Genomic DNA, 14,158 nt, shown 5'->3' with positions numbered 1-14,158 from the left:
CGCTAGAGTAAGAAGAGGCTTTTGCATCCCGAGAAGCTAAAAGCTTTTGACGTCTTAGCCTCTTCTTCTCACTCTAGCTTAGCCCTTAAGTAATAATTTATTTAGGGGCTTCTTCTTTTATATGACGGAAGTTTAGTTCAGGATGGCACTAACGCTTCACTTGAAGGTTATGGTGAATTGGGCGCCGCCGAGGGTTTCGCTGCGGCTGATGTTTAGTTCGCCTTTATAACTGGCCAGTAAGTCTCTGACTATGGCTAAGCCGATGCCATGACCTTCTTGGTAGGTATCGGCGCGAGTGCCGCGGTTTAGTATTAACTGGCTTTGCTCCGGGCTAATACCAACGCCATCATCATTGATGCTGAGCAACAACTGCTTATTGTTCTGGCTTACCGTTAAGGCAACATGTTGTTTCGCCGCTTTGCTGGCGTTATCGAGCAAATTGCCTAAAATTTCCAATAAGTCGGCCTCTTCGCCTTTAAATACCGCGTCTTGATCAACATCACAACTGATGGTGATTTGTTTTGACTGGTAAATTTTATTTAAAGTAGTGACCAATTTCGTGACGATAGGTTTTATCTTGATGCCCACGTGCCAGGCCGACTCACCGCCACTTTGCGCCCGTTTTAATTGATGTTCGATGGTTTTATTGATTACCGATAACTGTTGCTGTGAGGTGTCAGATAATTCGTCTTGCGTTTGCATAACCGCCAGCGGCGTTTTTAAGCTGTGCGCCAAGTCTGACAAGGCATTACGGTAGCGCTTACGCTGATTTTGCTCGGTTGCCAATAACGTATTCATCCGGTTGGCAACGCGACTTAGCTCTAATGGATAACTGCCCTTTACGGTATGGGCTTTGCCCTGCTCTACCTGTTTCAGTTCTTTCTCGATACTTTTAAATGGCTTTAAGGTGAAACTGAGCCAGACAAATTGCACCACTACTAAAACCAGGGTGAGCAATAACATCCACCACCATAAGGTGTATTTAAATTGCTGGAGCATGGCATCAAATTCGGACAGATCTTTGATAATGTGCAAGGTAAGCTGATAAGGATATTCATCGTTTAAAGCATCAGTAAAGCTGACGGTAAAACTGTACACCAGATGTTTTTTTCCGGCTAATTGCAGTGGCTTAAAGCTGCTGTCGCCAAGTGCCGGCATGAATAGCGCTTTGGGTTGTTCAACCCCTAACAGTGACGGCGATGCCCACAAGGTCTCACCGTTTTCGCTATTAGAGATTAATGCATACAAACCCGACTCATTGACGCTAAACTGGTTGTCTAATAATGCATCCGGCATGATCAGCTGTTGTTGCTCAACTTCGGCAACGGCAAGAATTGAATAGCTATAGGCGGTTAATTCATTGCGAACCGAGCTTTGCACTTGTTCGCTAAAAGCATTATCCAGAATAAAGCCAAGGCTGGGCAGTACCAGCATAATGATTAATAAGGCGCTTAGCATTATTCGTGCTTGCAGGGAATTGAGCCAGAGTTTGCCGCGTTGGAAAAAGCTAGTCAATGACTTACTCATTAAGCTGTTTGAGTTTGTAACCATGGCCGCGCAGGGTTTCGATAAAACCGTATTGCCCTTGTGGATCGAGTTTTTTGCGTAAACGCCGGACAAACACTTCAATCACGTTAGAGTCTAAATCGAAATCTTCATTATATATATGCTCGGTCAATTCGGCTTTTGATTTTACTTCACCAACATGCAACAGCAAATATTCCAGTAATTTGTATTCTGAGCTGCTTAACTGGATGGTTTGCTCCGCCACTTTTACTTCCAAACTTTTGGTATTAATTTGCAGAGGACCGTTACTGATAATTGGACTCGCCTGGCCAACAGAACGGCGGATTAAGGCATTTAACCGGGCAAGTAATTCTTCCACCTGAAACGGCTTGACCAAATAGTCGTCGGCGCCCGCGTCTAACCCTGAGACTTTATCCTGCCAATGGTCACGCGCCGTTAAAATTAAAATGGGAAAATCGATATGCTGCGCGCGCAGGGTTTTAATTAAGCTAATACCGTCGATTTTGGGCAGGCCGATATCAATAATGGCGGCGTCGTATGGATATTCAGTGCCTTGAAATAGCCCGGTTTCACCATCACTGGCCAGATCGACCAAATAGTTGGCTTTGACCAGGTGACTATTTAAGTGCTGCTGTAAGTGTAAATCATCTTCAACCAATAATAAGCGCATAGTGATACCTGAATTAGCCCTGTATTTTTCCGGTTTTTGCATTCACATACACCGAAATAATATGGCCATCTTTCTTCAGCAGCTTTACCCGATAGCCCGATTTATCTTTCATCCCTTTTACACTTAACACTTTACCGCCGTAGCGTTGCTTGACCATTTTGGCCGCTTGCTTTGAGCTTTTAACCTTGTTTGCTGCAGTTCTTTCGATGTGTACTCTTGCGTTATTTTGCTCAATATCTAGTTGCAACTTAGCAACACTAAGCGGTGAGGCAAAGACACAAGCAAAGATAAAAATGACAACAGTTTTCATGAATTACACCTAAACAAGTTAATCGTGTGAGCTTATTACTAAGCCCAGTGTAGAAGATTGACACATTTAAATAAACCCGCTTGTTTATGCAATATCAAACATTTAGTAAAGATAATGGCGGATGAGAGGTTACAGCATATAAAACATAAGCTGAATATTTGCTGAACAGCGCAGAATTTTATCCATCCATGGTTATTCTGTATACAGTTCATCCCTGAACAACAGCGATAGCGCAAATTCATCAGTAAAAAAACACCGTTCAGCGAGTGTTCAGTTTCAATGGCGTTAAATATGGGTAAAGCAAACACATTAAAGGTAAATGCTATGACTCAATTAAACCTATTGCAGCAGCACTCATGGCCAGCAAAGCACAAACAACCGAAAAAATCGGTTTGGGCCAAAAAAACCACTTGGGCAGAAAAACTGCATTGCCCAAATAAATTCAATTTTACCGACAAATTTTTGTTAACCACGCTAGCGGTCTTGCTGTTTCTTTTAGTGATTCAAAGCGTATTGTTTATGTTTGGCTTTAATCAGGTGCATGCGGCAGAGCCAACAACAGAGAACGGAGCAAAAACGGTTTCTTATGGGCAATTAAACAAAAACTTTAGCACTGAATCTCGAGCACAATTTGCCAAAGAGAGCAGAACGATTGCGATTACTGATCAAACTCTAGGTAAAAGCAGCGGCAAAAGCAGAAGCGAGATGCAAGCTGAGAAAGCATTAAATTTTGCCCGCACTAACACCAAAAGCAGCACGAGTAAGTTAGCCAGTAAAGGCTATTTTCACGAGTTCGCGATTTATGATGCCAGCAGTTTTTTATTCGACGACTTAGACCAGGACGGTTATTACCAAACCTTTAGCGTAGTCTTTGATGCGGACGTGATAAGTAGCAACCCATTTGAGGTCGCCTATGTTTATGCCGAATTATATTTAAGCCAGGATGGTGGGCCATGGACCCATTACTTTAGCACCGATGTGTTTGAAATTATTGGTGAAAATATTGATGATGAATACGAGGTGATGACTACTCTTTATGAAGGCTACTATAGCGATGAATATGATGTGTTAATCGATTTGTACGAGGCTGACTATCCCGGGATTGTTGCCACATTCAGTTCGGATGACAGCGACTCATTATACGCACTGCCGCTAGAAAGCGATGATTATGATCATGACTATGAAGATGATTACGACGACGATCACCATCATGGTGGCAGTATTTCATTTGGCTTATTATTGGCGTTATTTGGCTTTGCCTTAAGCAGAGCCAAATATCACCGTTAGGGTTGTAATAATACGGTAAGCCGAAGCTGACATTATTGCGCGATGATATGCGCCCGATAATTGGTATAATCGATAGTTACCAAGAAGTGACGCAAGACATCATAACCAATGATCCCTTTCGTTTTTACCCCTTGTTTAATGCTGCTCCCCGTGGGCGTAGAATTTTTTGTGCGACCGATATTTACCGCTACACCCTCTGCCGGAATTGTAACCGGGATATTTTCTAACTCATAAGGACCAATTTTAAGCGTGTCTATGAAAAAACTTTCGGTAGACGATTTTTTATTGATCCCTTGGACGGCGGTTTGCTCCACTTTTTTATCACCGATAAAGTTATTACTGATAGCCACACTGCGCTTGAGAAATATGCCAGAATTATTGCCAGTATCGAAGGTTAGCCAAATTTTCTTACCATTGGCCAGCACTTGAATCGCGGGTAGATCGCTACCTCGTTCTTTGCGCATATCGACATTAGCAAACTTTCTCAGATCTATGGCTTTCTTGGGAAGAAGCTGGATCATTGATTTTGGGTAATCAATTTGCACAATAAAGTTTTTAAAGAAGCTGGAACCAAACAGAAAAGTAATATCGCCTAAATAACCAGAAGCAACTTTATCTATGGTAAATGAGGCGTTAAACATCTCAATAGGAATTCGGCTATACAAAGGTAAATCTCGCTTACCATTAACCCCGGTAGTCGTTACTTTGCCGGTTCTGGTGAAATCTTCACCAAATTGGTCGACAAACTGCTGATTAATTAAATTAATATTTGCGCCGCTATCGAGAATAGCTTTTACCGGTTGCCCGGCAACTTTGATGTTGATGGTGATATGGTTATTGACTAGTTCAAACGGCACCCACTCAGCGAGTGCGTGTTGGCTGTACAGGGTGATGATTAGTAAAAAGGTACTTTTTAAGGTGTTCATTTTTCATCCTTGATTATTATTGTGGCCACCATTTAAAACGATAACCAGGTGCAATTCAATAGCACTTTGGTTTATTTATCCATAAGGTAATTAACGCTTAGGAAGGTGTTTGAACGGATCACTGGCAGGCAGTATTTATTGTTTGGGCCCAGGAAAGTTGCAGCGCCACTTTAATTACCGTGTTATTGCTTAAAGGTATTAGAAATTTATGACAAACAAGGCTAAAATACGGCCCATTACGAATAAAAGCAAAGTTAAAACGGAAATTTTATGTCTCTTTCAGTGGTTATCTTAGCAGCGGGTAAAGGCACCCGAATGCGTTCAAACCTACCCAAAGTATTACACCCAGTTGCTCATCAATCTATGGTTGAGCATGTTATTGATTCTGCCCGCATGGTGAATAGCGATAATATTTATCTGGTTTATGGTTTTGGTGGCGAATTATTGCAACAACGCATACAAGGTGATGACCTAACGTTTGTAGAGCAAGCACAGCAATTAGGCACCGGCCATGCGGTGGATATGGCAAGCGCCTACCTAAAAGATGATGAAGACGTGTTAGTGCTATATGGTGACGTACCATTAACCAAAGTATCGACCATTGAAAAACTGATCAACGCCAAACAAGACGGTGGCATGGCCCTACTTACGGTGAACTTAGCCAATCCAACCGGCTATGGCCGAATTGAACGCCTAGGTGGCAATGTGGTGGGCATTGTTGAACAAAAAGATGCCACTGCCGAGCAATTAGAAATAACCGAATGCAATACCGGTATTTTGCTAGCCAATGGTGGTGATTTAAAACGCTGGTTAGGCAACCTTTCCAACGAAAACGCTCAGGGCGAATACTACTTAACCGATATTATTGCCATGGCGCATGGTGAAAATAAATCGATACATACTGCTCACCCTGATACGGAAGTGGAAGTGGAAGGCGCGAACAACCGTGTACAACTGGCCAACCTTGAGCGCGCTTATCAATTGAGAAAAGCGGAAGAATTGATGATTGCCGGCGCTAGCTTGCGTGATCCAAACCGAATTGACATCCGCGGCAAAGTTACCGTTGGCAGTGAAGTGCAAATTGATGTGAACTGTATTTTTGAAGGCAATGTTAGCTTGGCGGATGACGTAGCCATAGGTGCCAACTGTATTATCATTAATAGCCAAATAGGCCAAGGCGCCAGCATAAAGCCAAACAGCATTATTGAAAATGCCACTATAGGTGAAAACTGTTCCGCCGGACCTTTTGCCAGAATTCGCCCGGGCACAGAAATGAAAGCCGGCTCGCATGTGGGTAATTTTGTTGAAATGAAAAATACCACCATGCGCGAAGGTGCCAAGGCTGGCCACTTAACCTATTTAGGCGATAGCGACATTGGCAAAAAAGTAAACATTGGTGCCGGTACCATTACCTGCAATTATGATGGCGTAAACAAATCAAAAACCATCATCAAAGATGGTGCCTTTATTGGCTCTAATGCTTCATTGGTGGCGCCGGTAACGATTGGCGAAATGGCAACAACGGGTGCAGGTTCAACCATTGCCAAAGACGTGGAAGATAATACCTTAGCGGTATCTCGTGCCAAACAGCGCAACATTCAAGGCTGGGCAAGACCCACAAAGAAAGCAAAATAAGCCATCTGAAATGATTAAAACCTAGCCGGCAGATGCCGGCTTTTTGCTTTTAATTGATACCTTTAGAGTAAATCAGATAAAGGACTAAGCACCCCACTCGCGCCGCGCTCAATCACATGTGTGTATATTTGTGTGGTACGCACATCACTATGACCGAGTTGTTCCTGTACTGTACGAATATCAGCCCCGCGTTCAAGTAAATGGGTGGCAAACGAATGCCGTAAGGTATGACAGGTTACTTGTTTTTGTAAGCCTGCTTGCTTTGCTGCACTTTTCAGCGCTTTTCTAAGACAAGTAGAATCAATATGATGCCTACGAAGTAAGTGGTTTTCTGGGTCAATGCTCAACCTTGATGAAGGAAACAAATAATGCCATGCAAAATCTCTGGCAGCCTCCGGATATTTTCTTGCCAACGCAAACGGTAACCACACCCCTGAATAGTTTGGGTTCTCCAAATCTAATTGGTAATAAAGTCGAGCAGCTTCTATTTGTTGCTTTAGCTGTGGCAGTAATTGTTCGGCCAGCGTCACAACTCGATGTTTACCGCCCTTGCCATTCCAAACTTTAATGGCGCTATAATCAAAGTCAATGTCTTGTATTCTTAGGCGGCTCACCTCCATTAGCCGTAAACCACTGCCATACATCAACTTACATGGTAAAGCTAAGTTGGCATTCACAACTTTAAGCAATATTTTTATTTCTGCTCTGGTTAACACCACAGGAAGTTTGCTTTTATTACTGCTCAAGTTGAAATTTAACTTCAAAGTTAAAGGCTTTTTAATGACTTCCTTATATAAAAACACCAAGGCATTTAATGCTATAGCTTGAGTTTTAGGCGTAACATGGCGTTCGTTGGCTAAATAACTTAAAAAATATTCAACATCGACATTGTGTAATTCAAGAGGATGTTTTTTATCACTGTAAATGATAAATGCTTTAATCCAGTAAAGGTATGTTTCAATGGTTCGCTTGGCATACCTTAGCGTCCACATATGCCTTTCTATAGACTTTAAATATTCAGATTTCATCCGTAAAACCCCTTTAATTCCTTTTGCTTGAGTATAGATATAGAAACTTGAAGACGCTAATTCATGATAGAAGGCAAAAAGTCATATTTATTAAATAAAAGAAAGACTAATCAGTTGGAAAAACAAAGGATAAGATGATAATTTAAATAAAATTAAAAATTATATGAGGCAAAAAGCTCGATAATACAAAAGCTTTTTGCTAACTAATAAATTGTTATATGCCATTCTAATATTGGCGATTAAAATAAAGTAAGGATACTCAATTGCAACGTATTATAGAATTCAAAAAGAAAACCTTCTGGTCTAGTCAAATAGATATCAATGCTTTAAATAATAAGATTGCAGCATTAAATAAAGATGGCTGGTTTGTTAAATCCATCATTCCTAATTTATCTTTGTTTGGTGGTATATATTCCTATACAGTGTTAATAGAGCTAGCTAAATAGTGTAGTTGGCATATAACAAGCCACTCAAGCAGGACAAATAACAATTGGCTGTTGCTCCTGCGTCGCACATTTTAGCCAATAATTATTTGCCTCTTAGTGGGGCGTTAGCAGGCACCACTTGTTCATTTTTTAAAGTGTTTGGCTAACTCAATATTTCACATCAAAGGATTGGTGCTTTTCTCTTTTCTTCCTTTTTTGTGGCAACTTTTAGTTTTAAATTGATTGGTAATCATTATTTGTTATTGTTTATCAATCGAGGTTTGTGGCGAAGTGGTGCTTTAGTATTTTTGGTTTCTGCCATCCGTCAATTTAGTATGAGTGTTTTTGGTGGTGTAAGTGTTCTTAATTAAACTTGCTGCTAACAAGCCACTCAAGCAGGACAAATAACAGTTGGCTTTGTTCGCTTCGCTCTCTATTTTAGCCAACTATTATTTGCCTCTTAGTGGGGCGTTAGTATGTAAGTTCTTTTCAAGGTAAAACAGGGAGCGTTTTCGAGTCAAAGTTTGGTTGTAAATCCAGGTAGGTAAATTTTCAAACCAGCGCTTCTCAAATCGTAACATTCCCTTTTCCTATCTTTTTAAGTACAGTGTATTAATTAAAATAAATCGTATGTTTACCAATATCTTATGGCCAGTAAACTGGCGGAAGCGTGGTGTAGCATACTAACAAGGCGCTCAATAGTGACAAATAAAGCTGTCATGGCTTTTGCAAAAGACGCAAAACCACATGCCATCTCTATTTGCACATTAGCTTAGCGTTAGGTGTAAAGGGATTTATATGTCAGATTCAACTAAATTAGCCAAATTCGTAAACGCTCTTGCTATTCTTTTAGCAATATTTTCTATAGCAGATATTGCTTATTACGCAGTTACATTAAATTTAGGTTTTCCAATTATCAAAAGTTTAGGTACTCTTTCTATATCAGTTTTTCTGTATTTATCTATTAATAAGCCTGGACTTTTTAAAACTTAAATTTAGTCTAAGTGTTGGTGGTATTTTACACCTAACAAGGGTTTTCAAGTCGGACTCGTAACAGTTTGCTCGGTTCCGCTTCGCTGCTCATTTTAGCAAACAATTACAAGCCGCTTAAAACGGCGTTAGTATGTAAGTTCTTTTCAAGGTAAAACAGGGATCGTTTTCGAGTCAAAGTTTGGTTGTAAATCCAGGTAGGTAAATTTTCAAACCAGCGCTTCTCAAATCGTAACATTCCCTTTTCCTATCTTTTTAAGTACAGTGTATTAATTAAAATAAATCGTATGTTTACCAATATCTTATGGCCAGTAAACTGGCGGAAGCGTGGTGTAGCATACTAACAAAGCGCTCAATAGTGACAAATAAAACTGTCATGGCTTTTGCAAACGACGCAAAAGCACATGCCATCTCTATTTGCACATTAGCTTAGCGTTAGCTGCCTTAACCAAATTTGCAGCAATTTTCCAATAGGAGTTGATTTGTATCGTTTAATTTATATAGCTTTTTTCTTTTCGATAGCTGCATTTGCCAGTGAAGAGAAATTAGCTGAAATGGATATGCATATTTATTGTAGTACTTTTGCTACTGCTGCTACACATAATCCTAAAGCAAATAAAGAAGCATGGGAGTCAACAGCTGTAAAGCATTTAAGAGCGGCTAACAAGCTAGGTGCTAGTGAAGAATATAAGCAAAAACTATTCAATAGTATGATGAGTAATTTAGAAAAAGAGGTAAAAAGCAAAGGTATTAGTGATGAGCAAGCGCCTGAAATGATACAAATGCTGTATTTTAAATACAAATGCTCCTCGATTAAATTTCCTTCCGAATAAGCAATATGAAAAATATTCGTGAAAATATCACAATTGCCTTAGTCGTGATTTATTTAATTGGTTTTGTACTTGCTAATAATTATGTTCGGGATTCTTGCAAACACGGAAACTGTAAGCATGGCTGGAATAGTAAATTTAATAAAGAAGAAAAGCGAATTGCGAATTTATGGATAATAGGCTTTCCAATAGCATCATATTTTTTTGTCACTAAAGTTTTACCAGATCCACCTAAAAACCCTAGACATACAAGAAGTGCTACGCAACGAACTATGCGCAGAGAAGAAAAAGATATAAATTTTCAAAGTAATACAACAAAACCAGTTTGCCCTGCATGTGGTTCAAATATGGACTTACGCATTGCCAAAAAAGGTAGTTATGCAGGTAAAAGTTTTTGGGGTTGTTCAGCTTTCCCTCGGTGTAAAGGTATCGTGAACATCGGCAGCTAACAAGAAAATCAACAAGGACAAAAAACAGTTGGCTTTTTGTTCACTCCGTTCACTTATTTTAGCCAACTATTTTTTGCCTGTTATTTAGGCGTTATATTGCCTAAATACGTAGGCGATTAATCATCAAAGGGAGTACTTGATGACTGAAAAAGATATCGCAAAATCCATAAATACGCATAGTGTTAAACCTATTATTGGTCTGGCTATCTTAATACTAATATTAAAGATAATTAATATTTATTTTTTCGAAAATGATCCTATTTCTCCAATTCTAATTATTATTTTTTCAATTGGTGGTTGTATGTATATATTTCAAAAGGTACTTGTTGATTTACTTGTTACCGTAAAAGGTACAGTATCAACTAAAGAGTAGTCGGCATATAACAAGGCAATCAAGCAGGACAAAAAACAGTTGGTTTTGCTCCTACGTCGCTTATTTTAACCAACTATTTTTTGCCTCTTATTGAGGCGTTATGTTGTTATTAAGGTTTGGCTTTAATATTTAGTTGTTGGTTAATAAAAAGGTATTTTATGAAAGAAGCTATAGATGAAGTAAAAGGCGAAGTTAAGGCCAAGTTATTATTTTGGAATAACATTCAAAGTAAAAAAGTTAAAGTCGCTTTAATATTCCTATTTATAGCTATCGTAGGATTAAAGGTTTTTACAACAATTCTAACATTCGATTGGCTAGCAAGTTTATTTAGTTAACTAAATCGAAGCAGTAAAAAACATAACAAGTAATTAAAGCGGGACTTGTTGTAGTTTGCTCGGTTCCGCTTCGCTACACATTTTAGCCTACTACAAAAAGCCCCTTAATTGGGCGTTATAAACCAATCAAAATCTGGAGGTCATATGGAGATCGATGAAGATAAAATAGATGAGGCAGCATTAGCTTTATTTTATTTAACCATCCACGAAAAATATCGTGCCTGGAAACAAATGGATTGGGGTGTAACAAATAGGCTTTTCGAAAAAGGATTTATTTGTGACCCTAAAGGCAAGTCTAAATCTGTTTGCTTAACTGATGAAGGTCTTAAGAAATCAGAAGAGCTTTTTAATAAATTATTTTCCAAGTAAAGCGCATGTTTTGTTTTATAACAAGGCGCTCAAGTAGACAATTAACGCTGTCACGGCTTTTGCAAAAAAACGCAAAACCACATGCCATCATTAATTGCAGCTTAGCTTGGTGTTAGTATGTAAGTTCTTTTCAAGGTAAAACAGGGATCGTTTTCGAGTCAAAGTTTGGTTGTTATTCCAGGTAGGTAAATTTTCAAACCAGCGCTTCTCAAATCGTGATATTCCCTTTTCCTATCTTTTTAAGTAAAGTGTATTAATTAAAATAAATCGTATGTTTACCAATATCTTATGGCCAGTAAACTGGCGGAAGCGTGGTGTAGCATACTAACAAGGCGCTCAATAATGACAAATAAAGCTGTCATGGCTTTTGCAAAAGACGCAAAACTACATGCCATCTCTATTTGCACATTAGCTTAGTGTTATGAGGTACCACTAAATCCAAGTGAAAATTAAGGAGTTTAGGCAAATTGTTTTGTAATCACCGCAGCGTTGAATTCTAAGTAAGTTCAAGTGTGGTTGGTATTTTTAAACCCCGGTATTGTTTCTAAAACTGAATACAAAGTATGGGTAGTAGTGGTACTAAAAGTATAAATTCGTGTCTTGTTGTAAAAGTTAAGCTGTTGTAAGTTAACTACAAAGTTGTCAGTCAGCAATCTCATAACAAGGCAATCAAGCAGGACAAATAACGCTGTCATAGTTTTTGCAAAAAGCGCAAAAGCAATGCCAGCATCATTAGCCTCTTATTGAGGCGTTAAGTGTAATTTCAGTATGGATATAATCGAAAAGGTTGCTCGAGATTTTCTTAGTGAAAATGTTTTACTTGAAAAAGTTAAACTATCCGAGTTGCCCAATGCAATTTATTGGCCTGATACGTATGAAAACAAAGAAAATTGCACATTCTTTAGGTTTAAATTATTTCAAGCTCCCCGAATAGGATCGGCTAAATATATTGCTGTTCCTAATAACGGATCAAAACCCTACTACCTAGGCGAATTGGGGGAGTGATTACACTTAACAAAGCGCTCAAGCAGGACGCAAAACACTTGGCTTGCGTTCGTGCCTCACTAATTTTAGCCAAGTATTTATGCGCCTCTTAGCTTGGCGTTATACATTCAATTAGGCTCATCAGATAGGAAATCAATTTATGGCAAAAATCATAATGCAGAATGTAAAAATAAAGGCTGCAAATGGTGGTTCAATTAAAAACTATGAATCCGTTGAAATGAACGGGGTTGAAATGGAATTCACTGGTAACTCAATTGACTTTGTAACAGACGAAAACGTAGCTATTTTTCGTGATGTGGTAAAAACCATGACTCCCAATGAGATTGTGGGCTTAGCAAAAGCATTACAAAACCAATCTATTGAAAACCAGGAATCCGTCATAAGAAAATCTAAGCTATCAAAGGCATTAGGCTACGTAAAAGAAATAAAGCCACTAGTAAATTGGATTATCGAGTTGGGTAAGAATGTATAACAAGTTGCTCAAGTTCGTTCGTAAACTCACTGGGACAATTAACAGTTGGCTGGCCGCTTCGCGTCAGTATAGCCAACAGTCAATTGCCCCTTAGCAAAGCGTTATATTTTTATCGAGGATTGAGTATGGGTTACTGGTATTTAGCAATAGCTATTGGTGCTGAAGTGATCGCAACATTAGCACTTAAAGCATCAGATGGTTTCTCTCATTCAACGTCTAGTGCTGCTTGTATCATTGGTTATGCCGTTGCATTTTATTTCTTATCCTTAGTGCTCAAAACTGTTCCTGTTGGTATCGCTTATGCTATTTGGGCCGGCATGGGAATCGTATTAATTGCATCAATAAGTGCTGTAATGTACAAACAAATACCTGATGTCGCAGCAGTTATTGGGATGCTCTTAATTTTGGCTGGTGTAATAGTAATTAATGTTTTCTCAAAAACAGTGAGTCATTAAAAATATAACAAAAATTTCAAGCGGGACTGTTAACAGTTTGCTCGGTTTCGCTTCGCTTCACATTTTAGCAAGCAATTATCAGCCCCTTAAATGGGCGTTAGTATGTAAGTTCTTTTCAAGGTAAAACAGGGATCGTTTTCGAGTCAAAGTTTGGTTGTAAATCCAGGTAGGTAAATTTTCAAACCAGCGCTTCCAAATCGTAACATTCCCTTTTCCTATCTTTTTAAGTACAGTGTATTAATTAAAATAAATCGTATGTTTACCAATATCTTATGGCCAGTAAACTGGCGGAAGCGTGGCGTAGCATACTAACAAGGCGCTCAAGTAGACAATTAACGCTGTCACGGCTTTTGCAAAAAACGCAAAACCACATGCCATCATTAATTGCAGCTTAGCTTGGCGTTAGGCATCTTGTTAGTGTGTTTTTGGAACTAGGAGTTTATTGATGAAAGAATCTGATTGGAAAATATTTATTCAGATTAAAGATAAAGCGATTGAAAAGTGTTGCAGCTCAGTTCTAGAGAAATCACAAAGTGTTATTTCAAATAAAAATGATGATGCTCACAAAAGATATCTAAATCTCTATGAACATATTGATAAAAGTAATCGAAAGATAGCTGATTTATTTGATGGTCACAGTCGCTCTAAGGCATGGCTTCAACTGCTTATGATTAGAAGAGAAGGGTTTGCAGATGAAGAATTGGTCAAACAATTAAGCGAAGAGTTTCAAAATCATACAAACCCAAATAAGGTATAGGTATTAAATGCCTAACAAGGCAATCAAGCAGGACTTTTAACCGTTGGCTGAGTTCCGCTTCGCTTCACATTATAGCCAACAATTAAAAGCCTCTTATTGAGGCGTTAGCTTTCTAGGAGAATATGCACCAAATGGATATATTAAAGGTAATCGGAGTGGTATTAATCTTCATATCACCACTTTGTAATTTGCATATTCCGGAGCATCGTGAACAGTCATTCCGGCCCATCGTGAACACCTATTCTGGTTTAACGTGAACAGTCATTCCGGTTTCATCGTGAACACTTTTTCATGATTTTCCGGAATCGGTGTTCA

At 39.0% G+C, this 14,158-nt stretch carries 18 protein-coding genes; 13 read left to right on the top strand and 5 right to left on the bottom strand.

Annotated elements, in window-relative coordinates; translation table 11 throughout:
* Positions 1-156: 156 nt before the first annotated feature.
* From ND16A_RS18510 to ND16A_RS0118590, 3 genes are read right to left on the bottom strand one after another with little or no spacing between them, the layout of a single operon-like run.
* A complete protein-coding gene (locus tag ND16A_RS18510; protein WP_052072759.1) occupies positions 157-1,527 on the bottom strand; it encodes an ATP-binding protein in 1,371 nt (456 codons plus the stop codon).
* On the bottom strand, positions 1,520-2,197 hold the full coding sequence (locus ND16A_RS18515; protein WP_033075711.1) for a response regulator transcription factor: 678 nt from the start codon (positions 2,195-2,197) through the stop codon (positions 1,520-1,522). Before ND16A_RS18515 ends, ND16A_RS18510 begins: the two co-directional genes overlap by 8 nt.
* Positions 2,198-2,210: 13 nt before the next feature.
* A complete protein-coding gene (locus ND16A_RS0118590) occupies positions 2,211-2,507 on the bottom strand; it encodes a PepSY domain-containing protein (RefSeq protein WP_052072758.1) in 297 nt (98 codons plus the stop codon).
* Between the two features lie 324 nt (positions 2,508-2,831).
* On the opposite strand from ND16A_RS0118590, the gene ND16A_RS18520 reads away from it, so the two are divergent.
* Positions 2,832-3,794 carry a choice-of-anchor H family protein gene (locus ND16A_RS18520; RefSeq protein ID WP_152593759.1) on the top strand — a complete coding sequence of 321 codons (963 nt, stop codon included), beginning with the start codon at positions 2,832-2,834 and terminating at the stop codon, positions 3,792-3,794.
* Positions 3,795-3,826: 32 nt separating this feature from the next.
* Here the strand turns inward: ND16A_RS18520 and ND16A_RS18525 are convergent, their stop codons facing one another.
* Positions 3,827-4,720: an aspartyl protease family protein gene (locus tag ND16A_RS18525; protein WP_033075710.1), complete on the bottom strand. Its 894-nt coding sequence runs from the start codon at positions 4,718-4,720 to the stop codon at positions 3,827-3,829.
* 270 nt (positions 4,721-4,990) lie between these two features.
* Here ND16A_RS18525 and glmU point away from each other — a divergent pair, with 270 nt between their 5' ends.
* The gene (glmU, locus tag ND16A_RS18530) at positions 4,991-6,355 is read left to right on the top strand and encodes a bifunctional UDP-N-acetylglucosamine diphosphorylase/glucosamine-1-phosphate N-acetyltransferase GlmU (protein ID WP_033075709.1); all 1,365 of its coding nucleotides are present in this window, start codon (positions 4,991-4,993) and stop codon (positions 6,353-6,355) included.
* Positions 6,356-6,417: 62 nt separating this feature from the next.
* On the opposite strand, the gene ND16A_RS18535 is transcribed toward glmU, so the two are convergent.
* Complete coding sequence (locus tag ND16A_RS18535) at positions 6,418-7,383, bottom strand: integron integrase (RefSeq protein WP_033075708.1); 966 nt, start codon at positions 7,381-7,383, stop codon at positions 6,418-6,420.
* Between the two features lie 263 nt (positions 7,384-7,646).
* Between ND16A_RS18535 and ND16A_RS18540 the strand changes: the two genes are divergently transcribed.
* The 11 genes from ND16A_RS18540 to ND16A_RS18580 all read left to right on the top strand — a co-directional run bounded on the left by ND16A_RS18540 (position 7,647) and on the right by ND16A_RS18580 (position 13,843).
* A complete protein-coding gene (locus ND16A_RS18540) occupies positions 7,647-7,829 on the top strand; it encodes a hypothetical protein (protein WP_033075707.1) in 183 nt (60 codons plus the stop codon).
* A 777-nt stretch (positions 7,830-8,606) separates the two neighbouring features.
* Complete coding sequence (locus ND16A_RS18545; RefSeq protein ID WP_033075706.1) at positions 8,607-8,801, top strand: hypothetical protein; 195 nt, start codon at positions 8,607-8,609, stop codon at positions 8,799-8,801.
* A 479-nt stretch (positions 8,802-9,280) separates the two neighbouring features.
* Positions 9,281-9,631: a hypothetical protein gene (locus ND16A_RS18550; protein ID WP_033075705.1), complete on the top strand. Its 351-nt coding sequence runs from the start codon at positions 9,281-9,283 to the stop codon at positions 9,629-9,631.
* Between the two features lie 5 nt (positions 9,632-9,636).
* A complete protein-coding gene (locus ND16A_RS21580; RefSeq protein WP_033075704.1) occupies positions 9,637-10,077 on the top strand; it encodes a topoisomerase DNA-binding C4 zinc finger domain-containing protein in 441 nt (146 codons plus the stop codon).
* Positions 10,078-10,216: 139 nt separating this feature from the next.
* Positions 10,217-10,450, top strand: coding sequence for a hypothetical protein (locus tag ND16A_RS18560; protein ID WP_033075703.1), 234 nt, complete (start codon positions 10,217-10,219; stop codon positions 10,448-10,450).
* 158 nt (positions 10,451-10,608) lie between these two features.
* Positions 10,609-10,785: a hypothetical protein gene (locus tag ND16A_RS21430; RefSeq protein WP_200880781.1), complete on the top strand. Its 177-nt coding sequence runs from the start codon at positions 10,609-10,611 to the stop codon at positions 10,783-10,785.
* A gap of 144 nt (positions 10,786-10,929) precedes the next feature.
* The gene (locus ND16A_RS18565; protein ID WP_033075702.1) at positions 10,930-11,154 is read left to right on the top strand and encodes a DUF6429 family protein; all 225 of its coding nucleotides are present in this window, start codon (positions 10,930-10,932) and stop codon (positions 11,152-11,154) included.
* 768 nt (positions 11,155-11,922) lie between these two features.
* A complete protein-coding gene (locus ND16A_RS0118585) occupies positions 11,923-12,159 on the top strand; it encodes a hypothetical protein (RefSeq protein ID WP_033075701.1) in 237 nt (78 codons plus the stop codon).
* A gap of 139 nt (positions 12,160-12,298) precedes the next feature.
* Positions 12,299-12,631 (top strand): hypothetical protein, encoded by a 333-nt coding sequence (locus tag ND16A_RS18570; RefSeq protein ID WP_033075700.1) that lies wholly within the window; start codon positions 12,299-12,301, stop codon positions 12,629-12,631.
* Between the two features lie 125 nt (positions 12,632-12,756).
* Positions 12,757-13,086 (top strand): DMT family transporter, encoded by a 330-nt coding sequence (locus tag ND16A_RS18575; protein WP_033075699.1) that lies wholly within the window; start codon positions 12,757-12,759, stop codon positions 13,084-13,086.
* Between the two features lie 445 nt (positions 13,087-13,531).
* Positions 13,532-13,843 (top strand): hypothetical protein, encoded by a 312-nt coding sequence (locus tag ND16A_RS18580; protein ID WP_033075698.1) that lies wholly within the window; start codon positions 13,532-13,534, stop codon positions 13,841-13,843.
* Positions 13,844-14,158 lie beyond the last annotated feature (315 nt).

Source organism: Thalassotalea sp. ND16A, from assembly GCF_000764205.1.
GTDB lineage: Bacteria > Pseudomonadota > Gammaproteobacteria > Enterobacterales > Alteromonadaceae > Thalassotalea_A.
This window is presented reverse-complemented; position numbering and strand designations above follow the sequence as displayed.